The organism is Microcoleus harperi Pol14_C6, assembly GCF_036701295.1.
Lineage (GTDB): Bacteria > Cyanobacteriota > Cyanobacteriia > Cyanobacteriales > Microcoleaceae > Microcoleus.
Window position 1 is genome coordinate 77651 of record NZ_JAUBQN010000019.1, and the last position, 24607, is coordinate 102257.

The window sequence follows — 24607 nt, forward strand, 5'->3', positions numbered from 1 at the left end:
CTAACATGAATCTTTATTTATTTGTATTTTTTTTAAGAAATGTTAAAAAATACAATTTAAAGTAAAGCTTAAGTTTTGCTTTAAAGTACACAGTAGAATTAGGTATCAGAGCATAAATCTACTTACAAATTGACACTTCCTAAAAAAAAACCTGTGTATTAATATTTAAGAGAGACTGCAAGGATGATTAACTTAGCCGGCTACGAAATCACCAGCCAAATTCATGAAACTAACAATTCTTTAGTTTACCGAGGACTGAGAAAGGAAGACAACCAACCGATAATTCTCAAATTTCTCAAGCAAGATTATCCGATGCCAGCTTCGTTAGTCAGATACAAGCAGGAATACGAAATTACACGCAATCTTCACCTAGAAAGTGTGCCTAAAACCTACAGCTTAGAAAGATACCAGAACAGTTTGGTTATCATTTTCGAGGATAGTGGTGGAGAATCATTAAAGCTGTGGTTGACTTCTCAAAAACTTACCTTAGAAGAGTTTTTGTCAACAGCTATTAAAATAACCACAGCTTTAGGTCAAATTCATCAACATAACATTATTCATAAAGATATCAACCCCAGCAATATTATTATTAACTCCACAACAGGGCTAGTTCAAATTATAGATTTTGGCATCTCTACTGTTTTAACTCGTGAGAATCCTACCCTAAAAAATCCTAATTTTTTAGAAGGCACTCTGAGCTATATATCGCCGGAACAAACAGGCAGAATGAACCGATCGATAGACTACCGCACGGATTTTTACTCACTAGGGGTCACTTTTTACGAACTGCTAACGGGGCAAGTACCCTGCGATTACAACGATGCAATGGAATTAGTGCACTGTCATATTGCTAAACAACCAGTAGCGCCCCATGAAATCACTCCAGAAATTCCTAAAGTTGTTTCTGATATGGTGATGAAGCTGTTAGAAAAAACGGCTGAAAAAAGATACCAAAGTGCTTGGGGTATCGTCGCAGATTTTGAAGAATGCCTGGAACAATTACAGGCTACAGGAACGATTGTAGATTTTGCGATCGCCCAAAAAGATATTACGGATAAGTTTCAAATTCCGCAAAAACTCTATGGTAGAGAACGAGAAGTAGAAACCTTATTAGCCGGCTTCGATCGCGTCAGCAATGGCACGACAGAAATTATGTTAGTGTCGGGTTACTCTGGCATTGGCAAATCAGCCTTAGTGCAAGAAGTTTATAAACCGATTACTAAAGCTAGGGGTTATTTTATTGCGGGGAAGTTTGATCAATTTCAACGCAATATTCCTTACTCAGCTATTGTTAAAGCTTTTCAGTCATTAGTCAAGCAACTCTTAAGCGAAAGTGAAACTCAACTCAATGGCTGGAAAGAAAAACTTTTAGCTGCTTTTGGTGATAACGGTCAAATAATTATAGATGTCATTCCCGACATAGAACTCATCGTTGGCAAACAGCCACCAGTCCAAGAATTAGGTGCTACGGAAGCGCAAAACCGTTTTAATTTAGTCTTTCAAAAATTCATTCGGATATTTGGCTCAGTTGAGCATCCCTTAGTCATCTTTCTGGACGATTTGCAATGGGCTGACTCCGCTACTCTGAAATTGCTGCAAGTAATGATGGCAGATGAGGAAACGAAATATTTATTCCTAATTGGTGCTTATCGAGATAACGAAGTTAACCCCACGCATCCTCTGATAATGACTCTGGATGCGCTGCACAAACAAGAAGCGACTATTAACCAAATTACTTTAACTCCCTTAAATATCGAACAGATAGCTAAGTTGATTGCTGATACTGTGCGTAGGGATAGAGGAACAGTCATGCCCCTAACTGAGTTAGTCGTCGGTAAAACTCAAGGCAATCCTTTTTTTGTCAATCAGTTTCTCAGAATTCTCTATGAAGAAAATCTCCTAATTTTTAATTCATTGCAAAAAAATTGGGATTGGAATATTTCACAAATCGAAGCAGTAGGGATTACCGATAACGTCGTTGAGTTGATGGTCGGTAAATTGAGAAAAATGTCAGATTTAACTCAGCAAGTTTTACAGTTAGCTGCTTGTGTTGGCAATAGTTTTGACTTAAATACTCTGTCGATAGTCAACGAAAAATCAACCGCCGAAACTTTTCAAGAGCTAGTGCCAGCCATCCAAAACGGATTAATTTTAGCCACTTCTGAATTAGGCGCAACGGAAGAAGAGATAGTTAAAGCTCATCTGGTGATTACTACTTATAAGTTTTTACACGATCGCGTGCAACAAGCAGCTTATGCTCTGATTGAGGAAAGTTCTAAAAAAACTGTTCACTTACAAATCGGTCGCCTGCTGTGGCAAAATACATCACCAGAGAAACGAGCGGAAGATATATTTGCGATCGTCGATCATTTGAATCTGGGAATTGAACTCATTAGTGATGAATCGGAACGAACTGAAATTGCAAAACTTAATTTAACCGCAGGTCAAAAAGCTAAAGCAGCAACGGCTCATGCTGCGGCTACCCAATATTTGCAAGCAGGTTTGGGACTGCTAGCAAATTCTAGCTGGACTCATCATTACGAACTGACATTAGCACTACATACCGAAGCAGCAGAGGCAGCATTTCTGAGTGGTGATTTTGACCGGATGCAGAAATTAGCATCAGTCGTGCAAAACTGTGCCAAAACCCTATTGGAAAAAATAAAAGTCTATGAAGTCCAGATTCAAGCTTCCGTGTCGCAGAAAAAGCTACTAGAAGCAGTTAATAGAGGGCTACAAGTTTTAAAGCTGTTAGGGGTGGAGTTTCCCCAAGAGCCAAACCCGTCAGATATTGGGCAAGCACTGGGGGAAACGGCGGCAATTTTGAAGGGGAAGCGAATTGAGGATTTAAGTGACCTGCCTCAAATGACCGATCCATATAAACTAGCAGCTATGAGACTTATATCAAGTATCTTTGCTCCTGCATACATTGCTGCTCCACAACTGTTGCTCTTGACGGTGTGCAAACAAGTAGATTTATCCGTCCAATATGGTAATGCTTCTGTTTCTCCCTTTGCTTATGCCAATTATGGTTTTCTTCTTTGTGGAATTGTCGAGGATATTGATTCGGGTTATCAGTTCGGTCAATTAGCTTTAAGTCTATTGTCAAAGTTAAATGCTCAAGAAATTAAAGCCAAGACAGTTGTCCATGTAAATATATTTACCCAACATTGGAAAGAGCCTCTGAGAGAAACCTGCGAGCCTTTAATGTCTGCTTACTCTAGCGGAATAGAGACAGGAGATTTAGAATATGCAGGCTTTAGTTTAATACATTCCTCCTGTGCAGCTTACTATAGCGGCCAAGAACTGACTGTGCTGGACAGAGAGATAGCAATTAACAGAGATGCTATTTATAATGTCAAGCAAGAAATAGCGCTTAATTATATAGAAATAAATTGGCAAGCTATATTAAATTTGTTGGGAAAAAGCGAAAAAACTTGCATTCTGAAGGGTGAAGCCTGTGATGAGGAGCTGAAGTTGCCATTATACCAGCAGGCAAAGGACAAATCGGCAGTTGCATACATATATTTGAACAAAATTTACCTTTGTTATTTGTTTGAAAATTACTCAGAAGGCATTGAAAATACTGCTCTAGCAGAGACGTGTTTAGATGCAATGGTAGGATTGCCCGTTATTCCTATCTTCCATTTTTACGATTCTTTGGTGCGGTTGGCAGTGTATTCTGATACTCCACAGTCAGAGCAACAGGTCATTCTGAAGCGAGTACAAGCTAATCAAGAAAAAATGCAAAAATGGGCGCATCATGGGCAAATGAATTATTTGCATAAATTCTATCTAGTAGAGGCAGAACGGCATCGGGTTTTAGGGGAAAAAGTAGAGGCGATCGAAATGTACGACAAGGCTATTTCCCTTGCTAAAGAAAACGAGTACATCAACGAAGAAGCACTAGCTCACGAACTGGCTGCCAAGTTCTACCTGTCATGGGGCAAAGAAACGATCGCCCAAGCTTATATGCAAAACGCTCATTATAGCTACCAACTCTGGGGCGCTATAGCTAAAGTTAAGGATTTAGAAGAAAAATACCCCCAATTAATAGCGAGAACATCAGCCAAGACAACAACTCAAACACAAGTTAACCACACAACAACTGCGCTTACGACCACTAGCACTAATTTGGGGGAGACGCTAGATTTAGCCACAGTCATGAAAGCTTCTCAAGCGATTTCAGGGGAAATTGTTTTGAGTAAGTTACTGGAAAGGTTGATGAAAATTGCGATCGAGAATGCCGGGGCCCAAAAAGGCTTTTTGATTTTAGAAAAAGCGGGAAATTGGGCGATCGAGGCAGAAGGTTCGGTTAACAAGGATGAAGTTAGCGTGCTGCGATCGCTTCCCCTCAATGCAGAAGCTGCTTCTGGGGAAATGCCAAAACTGGCAAGTGCGATCGCCCACTACGTCATCCGCACCCAGGAAAACGTAGTTTTAAATAACGCCACCCAAGAGGGACAATTTACCTGCGATCCTTATATAGCAGCCACTCAACCGAAATCGATTCTCTGCACTCCTCTGCTGCACCAAGGCAAACTGACAGGCATTCTTTACCTAGAAAATAACCTGACAGAAGGAGCTTTCACCACAGATAGACTAGAACTGTTAAAATTGTTATCAGCTCAAATAGCCATTTCCATTGAAAATGCCCAACTCTACAATAACTTGCAGGAGTTCAATCAAAACTTAGAGCAATTAGTGAGCGATCGCACCTACGAATTATCCAACACGCTGGATGCTTTAAAAGCGGCTCAAAGTAAGCTAGTAGAATCTGAAAAAATGGCATCTCTAGGAGGATTAGTCGCTGGTGTCGCCCACGAAATTAATACTCCCATCGGCGTCGGCGTCACCATTGCGTCAGCTTTGGTCGAACATAGCACAGATTTTGCTTTTACTTATAAGAGTGGCAAAATGAAACGCTCCGAGCTAGAAGAATTTTTGGATATAGCAACCCAGAGCAGTAACACCCTTCTAATTAATCTTAATCAAGCTGCGGCATTGATTCAGAGCTTTAAAGAAGTGGCAGTCGATCGCTCTAGCGAAGAACGACGAACTTTCGGGGTCAGAGATTATCTGGATGAAATTTTAATCCAATTAAAACCAAAATTGAGAAATAGCCAACATTCGATCGAAGTTAAGGGAGACACCAAGATTGCCATAGATTCTTATCCAGGTGCTTTATCCCAAGTTGTCACAAATTTACTGATGAACTCTCTGATTCATGCTTACGAACCGGGCGAATCTGGTCAGCTTGTTTTTGATTGGCAACAAGATAAGGAGCAACTTTGCTTAGAATATTCCGATGATGGTAAAGGCATTCCTCCCGAAAATTTAACTAAAATTTTTGAACCATTCTTTACTACCAAACGCGGTCAGGGTGGTAGCGGATTAGGATTGCATATTGTCTACAATTTAGTTACCCAAAAACTTCTGGGTGAAGTAGAATGTACAAGTGAGGTGGGAGTGGGAACGAAATTTATTATTAAGTTACCCCTACAAATCGAGTCAAAACCGTAGTTTTCCCAATCAAAGCATTAGTAATAAAAAAGGGTGAGTAGTAATGGAGCAAAATATTTACGGCTTTTCAACTGACAAATCATCTCAAGAACTGTTCTTTATTGAAGAAGTTGACTCAGATGAGGATGTACTTTTTGCCGATGAAGTATCGGAAGATACCTCGACTGAAAGCTGGAAAATTTTGATTGTAGATGATGAGGCTCACGTTCACACAGCTACCGATATTGCCTTAAGAAAGTTTGTGTTTGAAAATAAATCCTTAAAGTTTATTAATGCTTATTCCGCTACTGAAGCTAGACAGTTAATCCAAGAACATCCTGATGTAGCCATCATCCTGCTTGATGTAATCATGGAAACGGATGATGCTGGCTTAGAGTTTGTTAAATATGTCCGCGAAGTGTTAGGCAATCAGTTAGTGCGAATTATTTTACGCACCGGCCAACCCGGACAAGTACCTGAAAAAAGCGTTATTATCAATTACGATATTAATGACTATAAAACTAAAACTGAATTAACGACATCAAAGCTATACACTACAGTGCTAACAGCTTTGAGAAGTTTTTGTCTCGGTCATAAATTGCAGTCAGAAATAGAGCAGCGCGAACAAGTAGAGAAAGCACTGCGTATCAGTGAAGAAAAAGAACACCAAAAAGCTCTTGCCTTAGAGCATTTTGTCAAAGAACTGCAAGAAACACAACTCCAGCTAGTTCAAAGTGAAAAAATGTCGAGTCTCGGTCAATTAGTTGCAGGTGTCGCTCATGAAATTAACAATCCGGTTAACTTTATTTACGGCAATATCTCCTATGCCAAAGATTATATTAAAGAACTCATCTATATGTTGAATCTCTACCAACTGCATTACCCGCAACCCGAAGCAGAAATTCTCCAAGCGATAGAAGATGGAGAGTTGTTATTTATCATGGACGATTTGCCAAAGTTGCTTTCTTCCTTGCAGTTAGGCATCGAACGCATTCGTGTGATTGTGGAGTCTCTACGAAATTTTTCGCGCTTAGATGAAACTGAAATCAAATCAGTAGATATTCACGAAGGTATTAATAGCACCTTGATGATATTGCAGCACCGGCTAAAAGCTAGGGCAGATCGTCCTGCTATTAACGTGATTAAAGAGTATAGTCCATTGCCACTTGTGACCTGTTATGCAGGTCAGCTCAACCAGGTGTTTATGAACCTTTTAGCGAATGCTATAGATGCTTTGGAAGAGCGGGGAAGTAGAGAAGAGGGTAAAGTTTTTCACCCCCAAATTTTGATTCGTACTGAAGTCGTACCGGGCAATTCCTATGACAACATTAGCACTGGTTCAGACATTCGGGTCACAATTGCTGATAATGGTATTGGCATGACTGAGAAAGTTCGTTCAAAACTTTTCACTCCCTTTTTTACTACTAAGCCAATCGGAAAAGGTACAGGCATGGGATTGTCAATCAGCAAAAAAATTCTGCTAGAAAAACACTGCGCTCAACTACAGTGTTTTTCTACGCCAGAGCAGGGAACGCAGTTTATTATTGAGATGCCGACTATCTGTACACCAAGCAATTTCGCGGTATCTATGGTCTAGGAAACTGATTGGGCCCAATTCATCATATAGCGGTTTTCAGTTGCAGGGGAGAAATCAGCAGTAATTCCGAAAGTTGCGGTAACGGGCTGAGACAAAAACTGAAGCCAAAAAGGCTTAAAACCTAGATAGAGAAAGACTTTTACCTCGAAGGGGCATGAATCTAATATTTACACTGGTTTCAGGCATTTTTAGGCCATAGACCTCTTTCTTTTGCGAGGGAGAGGTTTTCAGCCCCTAAAAAGGTGAGAAAATGTCTAAGTTTCATTAAGCAACTCACACATAACTCCTATCGAAACTTCCGTTCTGACTCTTGAATGGGAACATCATTAATACTAGCTTCACGTCTTCGCATTAACCCATTTTCTGCAAATTCCCACTGTTCGTTACCATAGGCGCGATACCAGTAGCCAGAATCATCGTGCCACTCATACTCAAATCGAACAGAAATCCGATTGTCTGTAAAACTCCACAGTTCTTTCTTTAAACGGTAATCTAGTTCCTTTGCCCATTTTCGTCTTAAAAAAGCCTTGATTTCTTCCCGTCCGCTGAAGAATTCGGCACGATTTCGCCACTGAGAATCTTCCGTATAAGCTAAGGCTACTCGTTCTGGATCGCGGGTATTCCAGGCATCTTCAGCAGCTTGAACTTTGGCTTTAGCCGTTTCCAACGTAAAGGGCGGTAGAGGTGGTTTAGTTTCCATAAGCTTTGTTTTTTGTGATTGTAAAAGGTAAGGTGCGGGATGCTCGCGCTACAGAGAGAGTTTTGGGACTTTCATATCAATCCTCAGCATCGGGATCGATTTCCATTGCTCGCAGTCGCTCCGCTAACTGGGTGACTTTTCGCTCTGCTTGTTCGGCTCTTTCCCGTTCTTGTTGAGTTCTTTATTGCCAGTTCTCATTTCATAAATATTCTAGTAAGGAATGCAGATAATTCTCTCGTACACCCAAAACTTACTGGGTTTAGTTGTTGTACCGTCAACGGCCACAGTCAAGGGAGTACGTGAAGCGAAGCTATTCCGAAGGGAATCGCGCTCTTCCTCTCCATTACCGCTAGCAAATTCTAAAGCAATGAACGGAGCCATGTGTTCGGGCCAAAGTACATAAGAACGGCGAAAACCGTCCAGTGTTGCCGGTACATTCGGCACGTAAAACCAATCCGGTGCTTCTGCACCTCGCTCTGGCGGGTCAGTTTCTCGCCAGTAAATGCCGCAATCTTGCCCGATCGCATATTGTCCGTCTGGATGCAGCCGCTCTACCACCGGCCCGATCGAATCTGTCAGAATGATACTCTGGGGATGCTCCTGAAAATTTTTTACAAATGTACCGTCTTCGTCTGGCAATTGGCTATGGTCGGGGAATGCAAGAGGCAGACCAGTAGCAGTTATTGTCTCGTTCATCGTCGTTTTCCGTGCAGTTATGGTTGATTCTACTGCGAAATTTTAAAGCAATCCGATTTGAAACTCTAGCTAATATTAACTAAACCCAGCTAACCACAGCGGAAGCATCAACAGCAACCCGACAGAAGTGATGGCGATGCTGCTAGCTAACAAATCGCGATCGAGCTCGTAGACTTCTGCTAAAATCAGCACGGAAAGAGCTGTGGGCGTTCCCGACATCAACACCAACACGAACCTCGGATCGCCGCTCAATCCGAAATAACTAGCACCCAATCCGATCAGCACCGGCACAATTACCACTTTTAACAGCGACGGGATTAACGCCAGTTCAAAACTTTCCCATGTTTTAATAGACCTCAGCCGGATGCCAACCAGCAGCAAAGCACTGGCAATTACGACCCAAACAGCAGTCTGCAATCCCGATTCTACTGTTTCCGGCAGGGGGATGTTTCTCGTATAAAAACCAATTAAAAAAGCCCAAAGGGCGGGAACTGTCAGCACGTCCCGGATCGAAGTCCGCCAGTGTTTTTTTTGCTCTGAATTTCCGAAATAGCTAGCAATAAATACACCAAAACAATAAGTTCCAATAACGTTGTTAGTGACGCTGTACAAGACTGCCCAGTTGTTGTTCTGGGTGCTGATGATAGAGGGGGTGATTGCTAATCCCACAAAGCCTGTATTCCCTAACATTGCAGCTAGGATAAAACTCCCTTCGCTCGATCGCTTCAAGGAATTTATATTTAACAAAAATAAATTTACTAGAGAATTTTTGCCCTGAAAATAGGGCTTTTTGATGTGGGCCGCACTCAGCCTACGCAATAACACCCAAGTCAGCCAAGCACAACTCGTACTCAGAAATAACACGAATATGGCGATCGCCGGCGTGAATCCCACAGCACCCGAAAAATCGCTTTGACGGGCTAAAACTAGAATTTGCAGCGGTATCCCAATCCAGAAAAGAAAGTGGCTCAGCAGCTTGGGAAAATCAACTGGGATGTACCGAAACAGCAGCAGTCCCAAGCCAGTCCAGATAACGAGAGGCGTATAAGCGTGAAATAAGGTTTCAATCATAAAAATTTAACTTGACAATTTGAAATGCCTTTATCTATTAATAATAATGGTAAAATCCATTTGAAAAATGCGAATTGTCGTTAGCGGACCCCTCGAAGAGGATCGCACTTGCACGCTTTTTCGTCCTAGGGTGTTGGTCACACTCCAGGCCCAAAAATTTTTGCCCACATTCCCGCATCTTGCAGGACAATATTTTCAGACTCGCAGTCCCAAAAGATTGCAGCTTTTTACCTTCACATTCACCAAACCTCTTGTAATTTGAAAAATGTGCGATCGAGCTATCTTGCCTTGGACGAACTGATGTCCCACGTTTTCCTGCCATTTCTCTCGAACCAAAACAGGGCGACACTAAAGCTGCTAGTGACTTGCACTCCTTAATTCAATTTCAAAGCATTAACAGGCACCTCATCCCAAGAACTAACAGTCCGCAAAGTAGCAACCCAGCCCTGCTGTTTTTGATCTGCCGTCAAATTCTTCTCAAAAGATTCGTGGCAATCCTTCGCTTGGCTTTCATCGCAACAAGCAATGCAAGAATAAAGAATACCCGACGGATCGATTTGCTCGTTTACCCAAATAATCACGATCTACTCTCTCAATCAAAATCTACTGTTACTTAAATTTTCCTATATTTTTGCCACTTAAGTAGGTCGGTATTAATTAACCGAAGTGCGGCCTTTTAGCTTAACAGGCAAGATGCCTGTTCCACACACAGGCAAGATGCCTGTTCCACAAAAGATGAGTTTTTTGTGGGGTGGGCTTCTAGCCCGCCCTGAATTACTTCGATGCCAAAGTTGCCAAAGACTCGCCCGCAACCCGGCAAATCCGCCAGTCGGGCATCACATCAGCACCGATACCCTTGTAAAATCCGATCGCCAATTCATTCCAATCCAAAACACTCCATTCCAAACGCCCGCAGCCCCTTTCAACGGTTAACTGCGCTAAATAAACTATCAAAGACTTGCCAATACCCCGTCCTCGAAACTCAGGGATCACAAACAAATCTTCCAAATAAATTCCCGGCTGAGTCAAAAAAGTAGAATAATTGTAAAAAAACAGCGCCCAGCCCACAACCCGATTTTCGCACTCGGCTAAAATCGCTTCAGCAAAAGGTCGATCGCCAAACAAATGATTCTCCAAATCAACCGCATTGCCAGTAACGGCATGAGATAATTTTTCGTACTCAGCTAAAGCTTTAATCAAATCAAACAGCACCGGCACGTCGGCGCGGGTAGCTGGGCGCAAAATTACCTCAGAAGACATAAATAAGTAAGTACGACGCGACAATCAACAATTAAAAATACCACATCAAGACATTTTTGATTTGTAATTTTTAATTAAGTTGGTCAACCTTGAATTAACATATTTAGGGCGACGTTGGAGTGCCCACCCACAATAACTTTAAGATTTTTCACAATGCAAACTCAATGTTTTTTAGCTTATTTCAACCAGCCCTTCAATCGCTCCGTCACTTGAGGCCGACGCAGCTTTCGCATTGCCTTATTTTGAATTTGACGGACTCGTTCGCGGGACAAATTGAACAAACTGCTGACCTCTTCTAAAGTGTAAGGTTCGCCGGTCAGCAAACCGTAACGCATAGCAACAATCTCTTTTTCCCGCTCAGTCAAAATACTGTCCAACACCTCCAAAATATCTTGGCGCATCATCATCTCATTCATCTGAGCTTCTGGAGATTGCGTTGCGTTATCTTCGAGAACATCCAAAAGTTCCGAACTTTCTTCTGAGCCGATGCGGTGGTTGAGAGACAAAGATTGTCGACGTACTTGCTGGAGGTAGCGAAGCTGTTCGCAAGAAACTTGCATTTCTCTAGCCAGTTCAGTTTCATTTGGATTGCGTTGAAGAGAACGCTTCAAATCTCGATAAACTTTTTTGAGTTTATTTAACTGTTCCACAATGTGAACAGGCAAGCGAATCGTCCGCCCTTGATTGGCAATTGTCCGGGTAATTCCTTGGCGAATCCACCAATAGGCATAAGTAGAAAACTTGTAACCCTTCTCCGGATCGAACTTTTCGGCGGCCCGGTTCAAACCCAAAGCTCCTTCCTGAATTAAATCGAGAAAAGGCACGCCCCGATTAAGATAGCGTTTGGCAATCGAAACCACCAAGCGCAAATTCGAGCTGATCATTTTCCGTTTCGCCGACTGACACTGATGGCGAAGCTGTTGCAGTTGAGTTTCGCTCACTCCCAAAGCCGCTGCGAGTTCAGCTTTTGTTGGCACTCTGTCTAATTCCTGCTGCAAACGCTGTTCTAGTTCATCCAGGGCTACCAATTCTTGAACGCGGCGCGCCAACTCCACCTCTTCGGTGGCAGTCAGTAGAGGATAGCGAGCCATTTCCTTGAACAAAGCTCCCACTGGATCGTCCGCCGACCAGTTGTTGTATGCTGACGAGCGAGTTACCGTGGGACGATCGATCTCAGTGTCTTCATCTTGTGCGATCGCGAATGAGGCTTCGGGTGCCACCGCAAAACTGCCTAGGTCAGATTCTGCCATATCGTGCTTGGTGTCGGTGGAATGATTTGAAAAGTATCCCTTAACTTTAACCAATTTAACCGAAAATTTCCGAAATCCATTTAGAAGCTCGTGACAGAAATTAGATGACCCCAATTTTATACCTTTCTATTGAGTTCGAGCCAGTAAAGGAGCTGCCTGCAATAATTGCTGAGTGTAAGGGTGCTGCGGATTAGTAAAAATATCCCTAGTCTTACCGATTTCAACAATTTTTCCAGCATTCATTACCGCAATGCGATCGCAAAAAAATCTCGCCACCCACAAATCGTGCGTAATGAACAGATAAGTCAAATTAAATTCCTTCTTCAACTCCAACATCAGTTCTAATACTTGAGTCTGCACGCTGGCATCCAGCATACTCACGGGTTCGTCGCAAATTATCAGTTGCGGCCGAGTAATCAAAGCGCGCGCGATCGAAACTCGCTGCTGTTGTCCTCCTGACAATTCCCCCGGATAGCGGCGAAAGAAATCCTCCCCTGGAGTTAAACCCACCCGCTCTAACATTTGGATTACTTGTTTTTTAGCTTCGCTACCATTCGCTAATTTGTGAATAAATAAAGGGTCAGCAATACTTTGCCCCACAGTCATCATCGGATTGAGGCAAGCGTGGGGGTCTTGAAAGATCATTTGCATTTCGCGGCGGTGCTTCCTCACAGCATCGCGGTTCAGGGCAGTTATATCTATTCCTTGAAATTCCACTTTGCCGCCCGTCGCAGTAATTAGCTGCAAAATCGTGCGTGACAAGGTACTTTTGCCGCAGCCGGACTCCCCCACCAGCCCTAGGGTTTCTCCCCGTTCTAGCTCTAAACTAACGCCGTCTACTGCTTTAATTACCTGGCGATTCCTGGAAAACAACTGATCTAATAAATTGCTTTCTAAACTGTAGTGTTGCTGCAAATTCGTTACGGTCAAAAGAGGCGAATTTGTTGAGTTTGCAGTAACGACTTCAGTCGTGATTTCCTCGAATGCTAACCCTTTGTCAGAATCGGCTTGAATGTGCAAAGCTGCTTTGAGGAGCGATCGAGTATATTCGTGCTGCGGCTTTTCAAAAACGTTTTGCACCGGCCCTGTTTCTACGACTTTACCGCCGTACATCACCGCAATGCGATCGCAATACTCAGCCACCATCGCCAAATCGTGAGAAATCAACAAAATAGCCGTTCCCCGTTCCTCGCAAAGTCTGGTTAATTCCTGCAAAATCTGAGCAGCTACAGTTACGTCCAAACTTGTAGTCGGTTCGTCCGCCACAATTAATTTTGGATCGAGCAAAAGAGCCAAAGCAATTGCTACTCTTTGCCGCATTCCGCCGCTAAATTCGTGGGGAAATTGCGACCAGCGAGAGGCGGGAATTTTCACAGCTTCCAGAGTTTCTATCGCCCGTTTCTTAGCTTGCTTGCGATCCAAATTCGGTCTGTGAGCTTGCAAAGTCTCGATACAATGTTCTCCTACAGTCATCAACGGATCGAGACGAGTCATCGGATCTTGAAAAATCAATGCTACAGCTTCGCCCCGAAACCGTCTCAGCCGCGAAGCATTCATATCAAACACTGACTCTCCAGCAAAACTAACTCGCCCCTCTATCAGCGTCGAATCCGGCAACAACCGCATCGCCGCCCTTCCCAAAGTAGACTTACCGCAGCCAGACTCCCCAACTAATCCGAGCTTTTCCCCCGGTTTCAGCGTCAGCGAAACCCCGTCAACGGCCCAACCGGATTGGCCTCGCCGCTGAGGGTAAGCTACTCGCAGATTTTCAACGGAAAATAGAGAAGAGTCATTAGTCATTAGTTATTAATCCTTAGTCTGTTGTCTGTTGGCTGTTGTCTGTTGTCTGTTGGCTGTTTGCTGTTGTTTGTTGTCTGTTGTCTGTTGCCTGTTGTTATTTATTATTTCTCAATATACTGGCGGTTAGTTGTTAGTTATTAGTATTCTTTTGGGCTTATTAGTTATTACCAATAGACCTATATGCTGTTTGTCAATACCAATAGAAATTTTTACAAACAAATATTTTATCACTAGAGCATTAACCGACCAACCGCTTACTAATAACAGTCAACCGTCAACTATGCTGTTTGTAAATACCAATAGAAATTGATACAAACAAATATTTTATCACTAGAGCATTAACCGACCAACCGCTTACTAACAACAGTCAACCGTTAACAGTCAACCATCAACAGTCAACTGTCAACAGCCAACAGACTAAATTTCCCTTCGCTTCAACTCAGCTCTCCGCAGTATGTAAGTAGCGGCACAATCTGCGTGAGGATGGTCTGCTAAAACTTCCGCGAGTTCCAACACATATCCGGCGATATCCGGCCCCAGCTTCTCAGTCAGCACTTGACGTTCCCGAGAGGCGAGTTCTTGCACGCGGGCCTTAGCTTGCCAATTCGGAGAAAACATCTTGTCAATCTCGGTGTGGAATCCCAGACTTTCGAGAATGTCCCACTCGCCGTTATCGCACCAAATGCCCCCGCACAACATACAGCGCTCTATGTAAAAGGGCACTCTACTGAAAGGAACTTTCGCCCGCGACAGATAGTGACCGTCTTCAGGACACAGCGCTGCTTTGCTGTCGTATACAGACGGGGTGAATTCTATGCCGAGAGTCCCTGTCGCATCAGGCTTCTCGGATTTGTTGTACCACTGGCTCTGCTCTTTTTGCCAAGCTTCGTATTCTCTGCCTGGAATCCAGATACCGTAACAGTTGGGACACCACTGCACCGCCATACGGCCGGCTAAGGTGCCGCCTTCTAAGTTGGGATGTTTACATTTTGGACATTCCACCGCTTTATTTCTCCTTGCCTTCTTAATTCCCTGTTAATTCAATTATTAATTCTGTATCTGGGCGGGCCCTGAAGAACCAGAATTTTTTTGTAGCAGCGCGCCACAGTAGCCAATTAGCGTGTTGAGCCGCGCGATCGCCGCAGTTTGCCTCGCCTTTGCTGTCGCTGGCTGGCGCGACGCTTGCAAAAACGTGACATCTGTCCCCAATAACCGCAGTTGCTTGTGAATTTCCGTCAAATAGGACTGCTCTGGGGGTGTTTCTGAGGCGTCTAACTCATCGCTTTCGGCTCTCATAATTTGGTTTCCGAAAAATTGTTGCACTTTTGTGTATTCGATCGCCAGCGCGGCCCGATCCAGATTATCCTGTGCAGCAGTTCTTTGTAGTTGTTCTAGTGCTTGCTGTAATTTTTGGTAGCACTGGCGGCGGTCTTCGGACAATATCATGATTTTGTAAAGAAATTTGTATTTATAATCAAAGTAGATACTTACTTAAGTTTGCTCATATGGAGGGAAGCCGTGCGTTTTTGGAGCAATTCCCTGTTTTGTGAGAACTTTTTTCGATTTTCTGCCCTAACTCTACCCTTCTGGCTGCTGCTTTCTGTTTAGCGTTGCCGGTAAATGCCGAGCCCCCGCTACCTCAACTGCTACCGCCAAAATATGCTTATTTTACCCGATTTTACCCGATCGACAGACTGCGGCGGCGGCAGTGGTGTCACTATATTTTCCTACCTGCGAGGGGGGGCGACTCGGAAGTAGATAGGTATAGTTAACAGAAAAATCGACTATTTTTTTGAATTGCAAATTGTGGCATTCAATTAGTTTAGTATAGCTAAACACATAATTTCGGCAATTCAACCGGAAACCGGCTTTTAACCATTTGTATTTCTAAGTTTTAAAGGTGTACCCCATGAACGCGAACACTCTGACTCCCTCTCCTTCGATCGATCCTGCTGTAGTTCCCGATTGGCTGCAAGAATGCCTGAATGCTCGATCGCAGCCTGATGGGGGTCCTAACCCGAATTGTTCGGCTGACGACAGCTTAATTTGTCGGGCCTTTGAATTTGCCCGCGACTTGCACGAAGGACAATACCGCAAATCAGGAGAACCTTACATTTGCCATCCGGTAGCTGTCGCTGGAATACTCCGGTATATGGGCGGCAACAACGTCATGATTGCCGCGGGCTTCCTCCACGACATTGTTGAAGATACAGATATTACTCTCGAAGAAATAGAACAGCGGTTCGGTGCGGAAGTGCGACAGTTGGTTGAAGGTGTCACCAAGCTTTCTAAGTTTAATTTTTCCAGCAAAACAGAGCGCCTTGCGGAAAATTTCCGCCGAATGTTCCTAGCAATGGCTAAAGATATTCGCGTCATTGTCGTCAAACTCGCAGATCGGCTGCACAACATGAGGACTTTGGAGCATTTGTCCGAAGAAAAGCAGCGCAGTATTGCCTTAGAAACCCGAGATATTTTTGCTCCCCTGGCGAACCGTTTGGGTATCGGGCGCTTTAAGTGGGAATTGGAAGATTTAGCGTTTAAATACCTAGAACCGGAAGCTTACCGCGAAATTCAGGAATTGGTGGCAGTGAAGCGGGCCGATCGAGAAACTCAACTCGCAGAAGTCACAGATAGTTTGCGAGAAAGGCTTGACAATTTAGGCATTAAATGCTATGAAGTTAGCGGCCGTCCCAAACATTTGTACGGGATTTATGGGAAGATGCAGCGCCGCCAGAAAGGGTTTAACCAAGTGTACGATATTGCTGCGGTGCGGATCATAGTAGAAACCAATGATGACTGTTATCGCGCTTTGGCGATCGTCCACGATTCTTTCCGCCCGATTCCCGGCCGCTTTAAAGATTATATCGGTTTACCAAAAGCCAACCGCTATCAATCTTTGCACACCGGAGTAATCGGAACCAGCGGCCGCCCCATCGAAGTGCAAATCCGCACTGTAGCAATGCACCACATTGCAGAATACGGCATTGCCGCGCACTGGAAATACAAAGAAACTGGCGGTTCTAACACAACAGTCACCGGCGACGACGAGAAATTTACTTGGCTGCGACAACTCCTAGAATGGCAAAGCGACCTCAAAGACGATCGCGAATATTTACAAAGTATTAAGGACAACTTATTCGACGAAGATATTTACGTTTTTACTCCTAACGGAGACGTGATTGCTCTCAATAGCGGCTCAACTCCCGTAGATTTTGCTTACCGCATTCACACAGAAATTGGCAATCACTGCACCGGTGCGAGAGTCAACGGGCGGATGGTAACACTAGACAAGGTTTTAAAGAACGGCGATATTGTAGAAATCTTGACCCAAAAAAATGGTCATCCGAGTTCCGACTGGTTGAATTTTGTCAAGACAAACGGCGCCAAAAACCGAATTCGCCAGTGGTTGAAGCGATCGCACAGAGATGAAAATCTTGCTCGCGGGCGGGAATTGCTGGAAAAAGAATTAGGTAAAAACGGCTTAGAATCTTTGCTGAAATCTGAACCCATGCAGTCTGTTGCTCAGCGCTGCAACTACCACAGCGTCGAAGATTTAATCGCCGGTTTGGGCTACGGCGAAGTCACCCTAAATCTCGTAGTAAATCGACTGCGAGATTTAGTAAAAGTGCAGCAAAAAATTGAAGCTGCTCCCGCAGGAGGACAGGAATTGCCCCAGCTAATACCTGCATCGACGGCACCGAAACCAGTACCGAGTTCATCTCCGAGCAAATCGCCGATCGCAGGTGTAGAGGGATTGCTCTACCATTTAGCCGGCTGTTGCTGTCCGATTCCTGGGGAATCAATTATTGGAGTTGTGACTCGCACTCGCGGAATTTCGATTCACCGGCAAGGATGTTCAAATGTTGAGAGCGTACCTGGGGATCGGTTGGTTCCTGTGAGTTGGAATTCCAGCAACCGCAATGAATCTCGACCCAACACTTATCCGGTTAACATTCAAATTGAAGCCCTCGATCGAGTGGGAGTTCTCAATGATGTTTTATCGCATTTGAAGGACAACCAAGTAAACGTCCGCAGCGCTCAAGTCAAAACCTACCCCGGATTGCCGGCCTTAATTGACTTGTGCATGGATATCCAGGATAAACAACAGTTCGAGCGCACTTGTATGCAAATTAAAAAGATGAGTGATATTTTGAATTTGCGGAGGCTGAGTGAAGGGACTTAAGAAGATAGCCTAACTGTATTGTAGGGTGCGCCCCGCGCACCTTACCCTATGTTCCTAATTCTTTAATTTAAAATATAAAATTGTCTAAGTCGCAATGAAATTTGCACTATTTTCACAAGTAGCATTGCGCGAAAACATCCCCAAATACAATCTAAAAAAAGGTGCTACAGGCACTATTTTTGAGAAGTACCCGATGCCGGAAAATCAATAATACAGTTATAGCTTAGAGGGTTTCAATGTCGAAGCACTTAAAGTTGAAGCTGCCCAGTCCCAAATTGATCCCATAAAAGCTTCTGTTTTGCAGTTTGGCAAATTAAGTTGACGTGGGAATATACTAAAATTTAAACCCTTTATTTCGCCGGAGCGACTGGCTTTGGCTCGCCCAACTTTTGCTGCAAAAACTCCCGCGCCACTTGTCCCGCTTCCTGCTGTTCTCCGTCAACTTGATAGTTTAGTTTCCGCATATCTTCCTCGGAGATTTTGCCGACCAATTCTGCGAGGACGGGACGCAATTCCGGGTATTTCTCCAAAATTTGCGATCGCACAACCGGAACTGCTTCGTAGGGCGGGAAATAGTTCTTGTCATCCTTGAGAACTACTAAACCTAAACTTTGAATCAAACCGTCCGTCGTATTACCAGCAATCACATCTACTTCTTTTTGTTGCAGCGCTTGATAAAGCAATCCTAACAGCAACTCCTTCGGTTCTTCTCGAAACTTAATCCCGTAAGTTTTAGCCAACCCGGGAAATCCATCTTCTCTCTCGTTAAATTCTGGTCCGAAACCAGCCCGGAGTTTAGGTGCAGCTTTCCCAAGTTGCGAGAGAGTTTGTAAATTGAGTTTTTTGGCATCGTCTCCCCGCACAATAATCGCAAAACTGTTATTAAATCCCAGCGGTTCCGTCCATTCTGCTTTAAACTGTTTGGGATATTCTTGTTTGAGGTAATCGAAGACTTTTTTGGGGTCAGAAATCGGTTTCTGTTTGAGCAGGTTGGCGTAAGCAGTCCCCGTGTATTCGACGTACAAATCGATTTTACCTGCTGTTAGGGATTGATGGCAAAGCGAACCTCCGAGATTCAGTTCTCGTTCTACTTTGATATCTGTTTTAGCTTCGATATGGCGTGCTAAAATTTCTGCGAGTATGACTTGTTCGGTAAAGTCTTTCGAGCAGATGACAACTTGCTTTTGGGGCTTAGAGGTACATCCTGCTACTGCAAGCAAGCAAAGCAGCCAGCAGGAATAGAAAAAAAAATCGTTCTTAGAGATTTTCATAAGCGAACTCCGTTGTCAGTTCCACAATTATTAGCTTCTAATTTATAGCATTTATCAATCATTTGTAAAGGCAAGAACCCGGGCTTCTTCAATAAGTCGCGGCTCTAACACCGATCGCACTTTACCCAACTTCCGTTTTCCTGTTGTAACATTTATTGATAGACATGGAGGAATAAATATGGTAATCAGAGTCAGCGATATTATCCAGCAGCAGCGGCAATTTTTTGCGACTGGGAAAACTAAGGATGTGGATTTTCGGATCGAACAACTCAAGAATCTCAAAAGTGCGATCGCCTCCAATCAATCACGGATTGTGGATGCTGTCAAGGCTGATTTGAACAGGCCGGAGTACGAGGCTTATTTTGAAATTGCTGCGATAGCAGAAGTTAATTATGCCATCAAAAATGTAAAATCGTGGGCAAAGCCGAAAAAAGTGCCTACTTCGATCGATCAATTCCCAGCCTCAGCCAGCATTTACCCAGAACCTTTGGGCGTAGTTTTAATCATCGGGCCTTGGAATTACCCATTTCAGCTCATGATATCACCATTGGTCGGGGCGATCGCCGCTGGCAACTGCGCCATCCTCAAACCTTCTGAAATCGCCTCGCACACGTCGGAAGTTGTCGCGGACATGATTACCAAAACCTTCGATCCCGCCTACGTAGCCGCCGTCGAAGGAGGTGTCGAAATCAGCCAACAATTATTAGCGGAAAAATTCGATCACATCTTCTTTACAGGCGGCACAAAAATCGGTAAGATAGTGATGGAAGCCGCCGCCAAACACCTGACACCTGTCACATTAGAATTAGGCGGCAAAAGTCCTTGCATTGTAGACTCAGATATTCAAGTTGAATACACTGCTAAACGCATTGCGTGGGGCAAATTTATCAATGCCGGTCAAACTTGTATCGCTCCCGATTACCTGTTAGTTGATAAAAAAGTTAAACCAGATTTGATGCAGGCAATTAAAACAACAATTCACGGATTTTACGGCGACGACCCGCAGAAAAGTCCCGACTATTCCCGAATTATCAATCAGTGGCAATTGGAACGTTTGAGTGCGTTGATTAAAGACGGAGAAATTGTTGCCGGCGGGAAAGTTAAGCCGGAAGATAGATATATTGCACCGACAGTTATAGATAATGTTTCCTGGGATTCGCCTGTGATGCAGGATGAGATTTTTGGACCGATTTTGCCTGTTTTGGAGTATGATGATTTCGGGGAAGCGATCGCCCAAATCAACGCCCGTCCCAAACCTTTAGCATTGTATTTGTTCTCGAAGGATAAAGAAAAACAAGAGCGAGTCTTGCGGGAAACTTCCTCTGGGGGAGTTTCCATAAATGATACTGTAATGCACTACGGGGTGACAAGTTTGCCTTTTGGAGGAGTTGGCGACAGCGGGATTGGGAGTTATCATGGCAAAGCGACTTTTGATACTTTTTCTCATTACAAAAGCGTGCTGCAAAAATCATTTTGGCTTGACTTGAAATGGCGGTATGCTCCGTATAAGGGTAAGTTGGATTTGATTAAAAAGATGATCGGTTGATATTGCCTAAGCACCAGATTCCTCCTCACCCCCCAGAGCTGTTTCTTTCTCCCCAAGTCGGCCAGGGGTTTCAACCCCTGCCGGACTGAATGTTTGACGTGTTTGTTGTTAGCAAAGATCGCCTCCTTCAATCCCATATCCCTGTTCTAATCGGTGCTGTGCCATTCTTTCTCGATTCTCTCCAAATCCTTGGCGGCTCCCAATAGTTGAAAAATTTGATGTGCTGTATCGTAAAGTTGTTGAGCAACTTCTGTGTTGCCGCGCTTTCGCTCAAGTCGTGCTAAATCGTAGTTAGTTTCGGCAATATGCCAAGTCATCCCCTGTTTTTGCATTTTTCCTAAAGCTTCTGTTAACAGTTGTTCTGCTGTATCTAGATTGCCTCTACCGAGTTCATTTTCTCCCAGACAACCGATCAACTTTGCCATCCCTTCGCGATCGCCCAATTCTGTCATCATTTCCAAAGATTGTCGGTAGAGTTTCTCAGCTTCATCCCAATTGCCGCGATTTCCCTCGATATTTCCCAACAATCCCCTAGAAGATGCCATACCAGGGCGATCGCCCAATTCTGTCATCACTTCCAAATGTTGCCGATAGAGTTCCTCAGCTTCATCCCAATTGCCCCGATTTCGCTCGATATTTCCCAACGATGCCCAAGAAGATGCCATACCAGGGCGATCGCCCAATTCTGTTCTCAATGCCAAAGATTGCCGATAGAGTTTCTCAGCTTCATCCCAATTACCGCGACATTGGTCTATATATCCCAACGCACCCCAAGAAAATGCCATGCCCGATCGATCGCCCAATTCTGTTCTCAATGCCAAAGATTGCTGGCAGAGTTTCTCAGCTTCATCCCAATTGCCGCGACATTGCTCTATATATCCCAACACATCCCAAGAAGTTGCCATGCCCGATCGATCGCCCAATTCTGTCATCATTTCCAAATGTTGCCGATAGAGTTTCTCAGCTTCATCCCAGTTGCCGCGACATTGCTCTATATATCCCAACAATCCCCAAGAAGCTGCCATGCCCGCTCGATCGCCCAATTCTTTTCTCAATGCCAAAGATTGCCGGTAGAGTTTCTCAGCTTCATCCCAATTACCGCGATTTCCCTCGATATCTCCCAACAATCCCCAACAATATGCCATGCCACTCTTATTATTTTCTTCTTCTGCAATAGACAACGCCTCTTTAAAATATTTTTCTGCTAAATCCCAATTCCCCAAATCCCGATCAATTGCACCTAATACTCTCAAGCAATAACAACGTCGCTCGCCTTCAACATAAGGTAATATTTCCTCGTCCAATTTTTTTGATAAATTCCAGTATCCCCACCTTCTTAAGTATTTACGTGGGATTAAGTAGTAAGCTTCGAGATAGTTGCCCAGCCTAAAGGCAAAATGTTGAGCTTCTATAACAGCTTGTAAATCGGCTAAGCTTTGAGGATTGTTCACATTTTTACCAGTGCAGTAAAACTTATAAACACTTTCCAGCAGCTTTGGCAGTTCCTCTCTATATTCCCCTTGCAAAAACTCCTCAATCACCCGGTGCAAATCATAAAAATCCTCACATTTCTCCTCGTCATAACGAGTTTGCACCAAACTCGCATCGACTAATTGCTTTAAAATTGATTCTGTCTCGCTAATTTCTGCCTCTGTCAATTCCGCAGGTGCTCCTAATTCTGCTGCTAATTCAAAGCGGGGATCTTTTTCAACATCATCCGTATACAGTCGCAAAAAAGTTAAACCCCTGACATCTATCGGCACTCGCAAAACACACATCCGACGCAGTAAATCTCTTGCCGCTTCACTTTGCCTTGTTAGTTGTTCTCGCAACATCGGTTCTGCATTCTTCGTTACCAATTCGGGATGCTTCCCCAGATACCCCGGTTTTCCCTTGCCCAGAGCCGCCAATTGAGTTAATAAAAAAACATGACCTTCAACCTGCTGAGATATCCACTGCAAATCAGCTAATTTATCAGTCAACTTTCGCTGCTGCAAAATCTCGACACCCGCCGCAAAATCCACACCTTGCAACACTTCTATATGCACCAATTCCGAATCCGGTGCTAACCCCGGATAGCGACTATCTGCCAAATCCGCAGGCACTTCCCGGCTGGTTAAAATCGTTTGCGATTGGTGCTGCTGATAAACCAAAGCATTCAGCAACTTACCCCAATCCGGTGAAATTGCTCGATGTACCTGCGCCGCAGCCAAAATGTCTGGATTTCCCGCCTCAACAGCAGGATGCAAAATAGATTCCAGGTTGTCGAGTACCAAAAGACAGCGAGTTTGTTGCAAACCAGCCATAATTTTCGCTATCTTTTCATCGGCAGTTTTTAACACTTCCGCAGCCTGAATCCCCAAACCTTCACTTAACAGAAACCCAGCCACGTCATCAAAACTCGTTCCTTCCTTTGCCTCGAAATACATCGCGCACTCATAATCGCCACCGGGCAAAGTTTCCCCCTTTTGAGAAACAGACTTCTGCCAATTCACTCCTAATGCTTCTGCAAGTTTGACAGCCAAACTCGTTTTGCCCATACCGCCTTGCCCGATTATCGCCAATACTTTCGGCGGCAAAGTGCGATCGGGCAACACCTGTACTAATTTTGCCGTTAAACTTTCCACCAATTCATCCCGCCCTTTCCACACAGGAATAGAGTCAGGTAGTTGAGAGAAAGCCACCCTGGCTTTGTCGGGAGGGGCATCTGCGGGCACATCATCATTCTCGCTTTTGCCGTCAGTATTTTGTCCGCTGTTAATCTGACTGCTGATACCGGGTTCGCCGTTAACGCCCCACACTTCTGCCAACTTTTGCAAATTCTCTTTTTTGTCTCTACTCCACAGCTTCAGAGTAAAATTCCAATCCCTACAACCCCGCTTTGCCGTCTCCGGGCGGTGATCGTCCAGAATTTTTAGCAAATCTCTGAGATAATCAGTCAGTACCTCACCGATATTGTTTCTAACTTGCTGTTGAGATGTTTTCTCAGTTGGTTTAAAGCTGCCTTTATCTTTCAGCAAGTGGCGCAGGGCTTCCAGCTTCGCCGTGACTTGTAAATCAGTGGTCTTATCTTTCCAACTGACGCTGAGATTAGAGATGCGATTTGTATCATTCAACGCATAATCTATTAGCGCCTCAACCAAATAACTGACTCGCTGCCAAGACTTTTCGCCTTTTCCCTGCTTGGGCATAGCTTCGGAAAGTAAATTGCTAAAAAAAGTTTCGGGAAAGTTTCGGGATTCCCGATACCGAATGACAGTCCCGAATATCCCTAATGCCGATTCTAGCACAGTTCCAGCCATTCTTTGCCTTCGGGTATCCCGAAATTCCACACTCAATTTAGTTGAGTTGGAAATGGTTTATGGGATTATCAAAACAGCAGCAATGGATGATTGGAGAGGCGATTCTCGGTACTGTAGTCGGTGCCATCAATTCTTCGGCGGGGATATTGTTGACTTTTGGGTTAATAGGTTTTCACCTCTGCTTTGACAAAAATCAACAGGAAGTGTGGCGTTGCCCTCTCGAACAAACTTTAAACAGCGAGGAAGTATCGAAACTCTATTTTTGTAATGATTGTCCTTTGAAGAAAGCGGCGATTGATGTAGAAAAAGTTGAAGAAGAAAGTGAGTAAACTGTGGTGCATCTAATGTGGAACAGCCCGGAAAGCCTGTTGCTGACGGGCGGGCGGGACACCCTACAAGAAAATTTATTCAGGATCTTAACTCGAAAGT

At 44.0% G+C, this 24607-nt stretch carries 17 protein-coding genes and 1 pseudogene; 7 read left to right on the forward strand and 11 right to left on the reverse strand.

All coding sequences use genetic code 11. From position 1 onward, the window contains the following. Positions 1-183 precede the first annotated feature (183 nt). Complete coding sequence (locus tag QUA27_RS14910) at positions 184-5523, forward strand: trifunctional serine/threonine-protein kinase/ATP-binding protein/sensor histidine kinase (protein ID WP_333068805.1); 5340 nt, start codon at positions 184-186, stop codon at positions 5521-5523. 43 nt (positions 5524-5566) lie between these two features. Further along, positions 5567-7099 carry an ATP-binding protein gene (locus tag QUA27_RS14915; protein WP_333068806.1) on the forward strand — a complete coding sequence of 511 codons (1533 nt, stop codon included), beginning with the start codon at positions 5567-5569 and terminating at the stop codon, positions 7097-7099. Positions 7100-7385: 286 nt separating this feature from the next. Here QUA27_RS14915 and QUA27_RS14920 read toward each other — a convergent pair whose 3' ends face one another. The 9 genes and pseudogenes from QUA27_RS14920 to patD form a co-directional block, all read right to left on the reverse strand. After that, positions 7386-7799, reverse strand: a complete 414-nt coding sequence (locus tag QUA27_RS14920; RefSeq protein ID WP_190657739.1) for a nuclear transport factor 2 family protein — start codon at positions 7797-7799, stop codon at positions 7386-7388. 213 nt (positions 7800-8012) lie between these two features. Next, a pseudogene (locus QUA27_RS14925) lies at positions 8013-8495 on the reverse strand (PDDEXK family nuclease); the annotation flags it as partial. A gap of 75 nt (positions 8496-8570) precedes the next feature. Further along, on the reverse strand, positions 8571-9566 hold the full coding sequence (locus QUA27_RS14930; RefSeq protein ID WP_333068808.1) for an AEC family transporter: 996 nt from the start codon (positions 9564-9566) through the stop codon (positions 8571-8573). 374 nt (positions 9567-9940) lie between these two features. Beyond that, positions 9941-10147 (reverse strand): glycogen debranching protein, encoded by a 207-nt coding sequence (locus QUA27_RS14935; RefSeq protein ID WP_333068809.1) that lies wholly within the window; start codon positions 10145-10147, stop codon positions 9941-9943. A 193-nt stretch (positions 10148-10340) separates the two neighbouring features. Then, a complete protein-coding gene (locus QUA27_RS14940) occupies positions 10341-10826 on the reverse strand; it encodes a GNAT family N-acetyltransferase (RefSeq protein ID WP_333068810.1) in 486 nt (161 codons plus the stop codon). Positions 10827-11002: 176 nt separating this feature from the next. Then, the gene (locus tag QUA27_RS14945) at positions 11003-12076 is read right to left on the reverse strand and encodes an RNA polymerase sigma factor, RpoD/SigA family (protein WP_333068811.1); all 1074 of its coding nucleotides are present in this window, start codon (positions 12074-12076) and stop codon (positions 11003-11005) included. A 126-nt stretch (positions 12077-12202) separates the two neighbouring features. Next, a complete protein-coding gene (locus QUA27_RS14950; protein WP_333068812.1) occupies positions 12203-13876 on the reverse strand; it encodes a dipeptide ABC transporter ATP-binding protein in 1674 nt (557 codons plus the stop codon). Between the two features lie 417 nt (positions 13877-14293). After that, the gene (locus QUA27_RS14955) at positions 14294-14878 is read right to left on the reverse strand and encodes a TFIIB-type zinc ribbon-containing protein (RefSeq protein ID WP_333068813.1); all 585 of its coding nucleotides are present in this window, start codon (positions 14876-14878) and stop codon (positions 14294-14296) included. 45 nt (positions 14879-14923) lie between these two features. After that, complete coding sequence (patD, locus tag QUA27_RS14960) at positions 14924-15322, reverse strand: heterocyst frequency control protein PatD (RefSeq protein ID WP_333068814.1); 399 nt, start codon at positions 15320-15322, stop codon at positions 14924-14926. Between the two features lie 174 nt (positions 15323-15496). Here patD and QUA27_RS14965 point away from each other — a divergent pair, with 174 nt between their 5' ends. The 3 genes from QUA27_RS14965 to QUA27_RS14975 all read left to right on the forward strand — a co-directional run bounded on the left by QUA27_RS14965 (position 15497) and on the right by QUA27_RS14975 (position 18270). After that, positions 15497-15634, forward strand: coding sequence for a hypothetical protein (locus QUA27_RS14965; RefSeq protein WP_333068815.1), 138 nt, complete (start codon positions 15497-15499; stop codon positions 15632-15634). 151 nt (positions 15635-15785) lie between these two features. Then, positions 15786-18059, forward strand: a complete 2274-nt coding sequence (locus QUA27_RS14970) for a RelA/SpoT family protein (RefSeq protein ID WP_333068816.1) — start codon at positions 15786-15788, stop codon at positions 18057-18059. A 94-nt stretch (positions 18060-18153) separates the two neighbouring features. Beyond that, complete coding sequence (locus QUA27_RS14975) at positions 18154-18270, forward strand: DUF4926 domain-containing protein (RefSeq protein WP_333068817.1); 117 nt, start codon at positions 18154-18156, stop codon at positions 18268-18270. A 139-nt stretch (positions 18271-18409) separates the two neighbouring features. On the opposite strand, the gene QUA27_RS14980 is transcribed toward QUA27_RS14975, so the two are convergent. Beyond that, positions 18410-19330 carry a glycine betaine ABC transporter substrate-binding protein gene (locus QUA27_RS14980; protein ID WP_333068818.1) on the reverse strand — a complete coding sequence of 307 codons (921 nt, stop codon included), beginning with the start codon at positions 19328-19330 and terminating at the stop codon, positions 18410-18412. A gap of 178 nt (positions 19331-19508) precedes the next feature. On the opposite strand from QUA27_RS14980, the gene QUA27_RS14985 reads away from it, so the two are divergent. After that, positions 19509-20876 carry an aldehyde dehydrogenase gene (locus QUA27_RS14985; RefSeq protein ID WP_333068819.1) on the forward strand — a complete coding sequence of 456 codons (1368 nt, stop codon included), beginning with the start codon at positions 19509-19511 and terminating at the stop codon, positions 20874-20876. A gap of 146 nt (positions 20877-21022) precedes the next feature. On the opposite strand, the gene QUA27_RS14990 is transcribed toward QUA27_RS14985, so the two are convergent. Continuing rightward, a complete protein-coding gene (locus QUA27_RS14990; protein WP_333068820.1) occupies positions 21023-24178 on the reverse strand; it encodes a tetratricopeptide repeat protein in 3156 nt (1051 codons plus the stop codon). 59 nt (positions 24179-24237) lie between these two features. Between QUA27_RS14990 and QUA27_RS14995 the strand changes: the two genes are divergently transcribed. Next, the gene (locus QUA27_RS14995; protein WP_333068821.1) at positions 24238-24507 is read left to right on the forward strand and encodes a hypothetical protein; all 270 of its coding nucleotides are present in this window, start codon (positions 24238-24240) and stop codon (positions 24505-24507) included. The last annotated feature ends 100 nt before the right edge of the window (positions 24508-24607 follow it).

Excerpts from the sequence above, each read along its gene's own strand:
- QUA27_RS14910 (WP_333068805.1), top strand. The coding sequence starts at position 184 with ATGATTAACTTAGCCGGCTACGAAATCACCAGCCAAATTCATGAAACT.
- QUA27_RS14980 (WP_333068818.1), bottom strand. The coding sequence starts at position 19,330 with ATGAAAATCTCTAAGAACGATTTTTTTTTCTATTCCTGCTGGCTGCTT.
- QUA27_RS14995 (WP_333068821.1), top strand. The coding sequence starts at position 24,238 with ATGGGATTATCAAAACAGCAGCAATGGATGATTGGAGAGGCGATTCTC.
- QUA27_RS14945 (WP_333068811.1), bottom strand. The coding sequence starts at position 12,076 with ATGGCAGAATCTGACCTAGGCAGTTTTGCGGTGGCACCCGAAGCCTCA.
- QUA27_RS14930 (WP_333068808.1), bottom strand. The coding sequence starts at position 9,566 with ATGATTGAAACCTTATTTCACGCTTATACGCCTCTCGTTATCTGGACT.
- QUA27_RS14950 (WP_333068812.1), bottom strand. The coding sequence starts at position 13,876 with ATGACTAATGACTCTTCTCTATTTTCCGTTGAAAATCTGCGAGTAGCT.
- QUA27_RS14985 (WP_333068819.1), top strand. The coding sequence starts at position 19,509 with ATGGTAATCAGAGTCAGCGATATTATCCAGCAGCAGCGGCAATTTTTT.
- QUA27_RS14915 (WP_333068806.1), top strand. The coding sequence starts at position 5,567 with ATGGAGCAAAATATTTACGGCTTTTCAACTGACAAATCATCTCAAGAA.
- QUA27_RS14920 (WP_190657739.1), bottom strand. The coding sequence starts at position 7,799 with ATGGAAACTAAACCACCTCTACCGCCCTTTACGTTGGAAACGGCTAAA.
- patD (WP_333068814.1), bottom strand. The coding sequence starts at position 15,322 with ATGATATTGTCCGAAGACCGCCGCCAGTGCTACCAAAAATTACAGCAA.
- QUA27_RS14965 (WP_333068815.1), top strand. The coding sequence starts at position 15,497 with ATGCCGAGCCCCCGCTACCTCAACTGCTACCGCCAAAATATGCTTATT.
- QUA27_RS14970 (WP_333068816.1), top strand. The coding sequence starts at position 15,786 with ATGAACGCGAACACTCTGACTCCCTCTCCTTCGATCGATCCTGCTGTA.
- QUA27_RS14990 (WP_333068820.1), bottom strand. The coding sequence starts at position 24,178 with ATGGCTGGAACTGTGCTAGAATCGGCATTAGGGATATTCGGGACTGTC.
- QUA27_RS14940 (WP_333068810.1), bottom strand. The coding sequence starts at position 10,826 with ATGTCTTCTGAGGTAATTTTGCGCCCAGCTACCCGCGCCGACGTGCCG.
- QUA27_RS14975 (WP_333068817.1), top strand. The coding sequence starts at position 18,154 with ATGAAATTTGCACTATTTTCACAAGTAGCATTGCGCGAAAACATCCCC.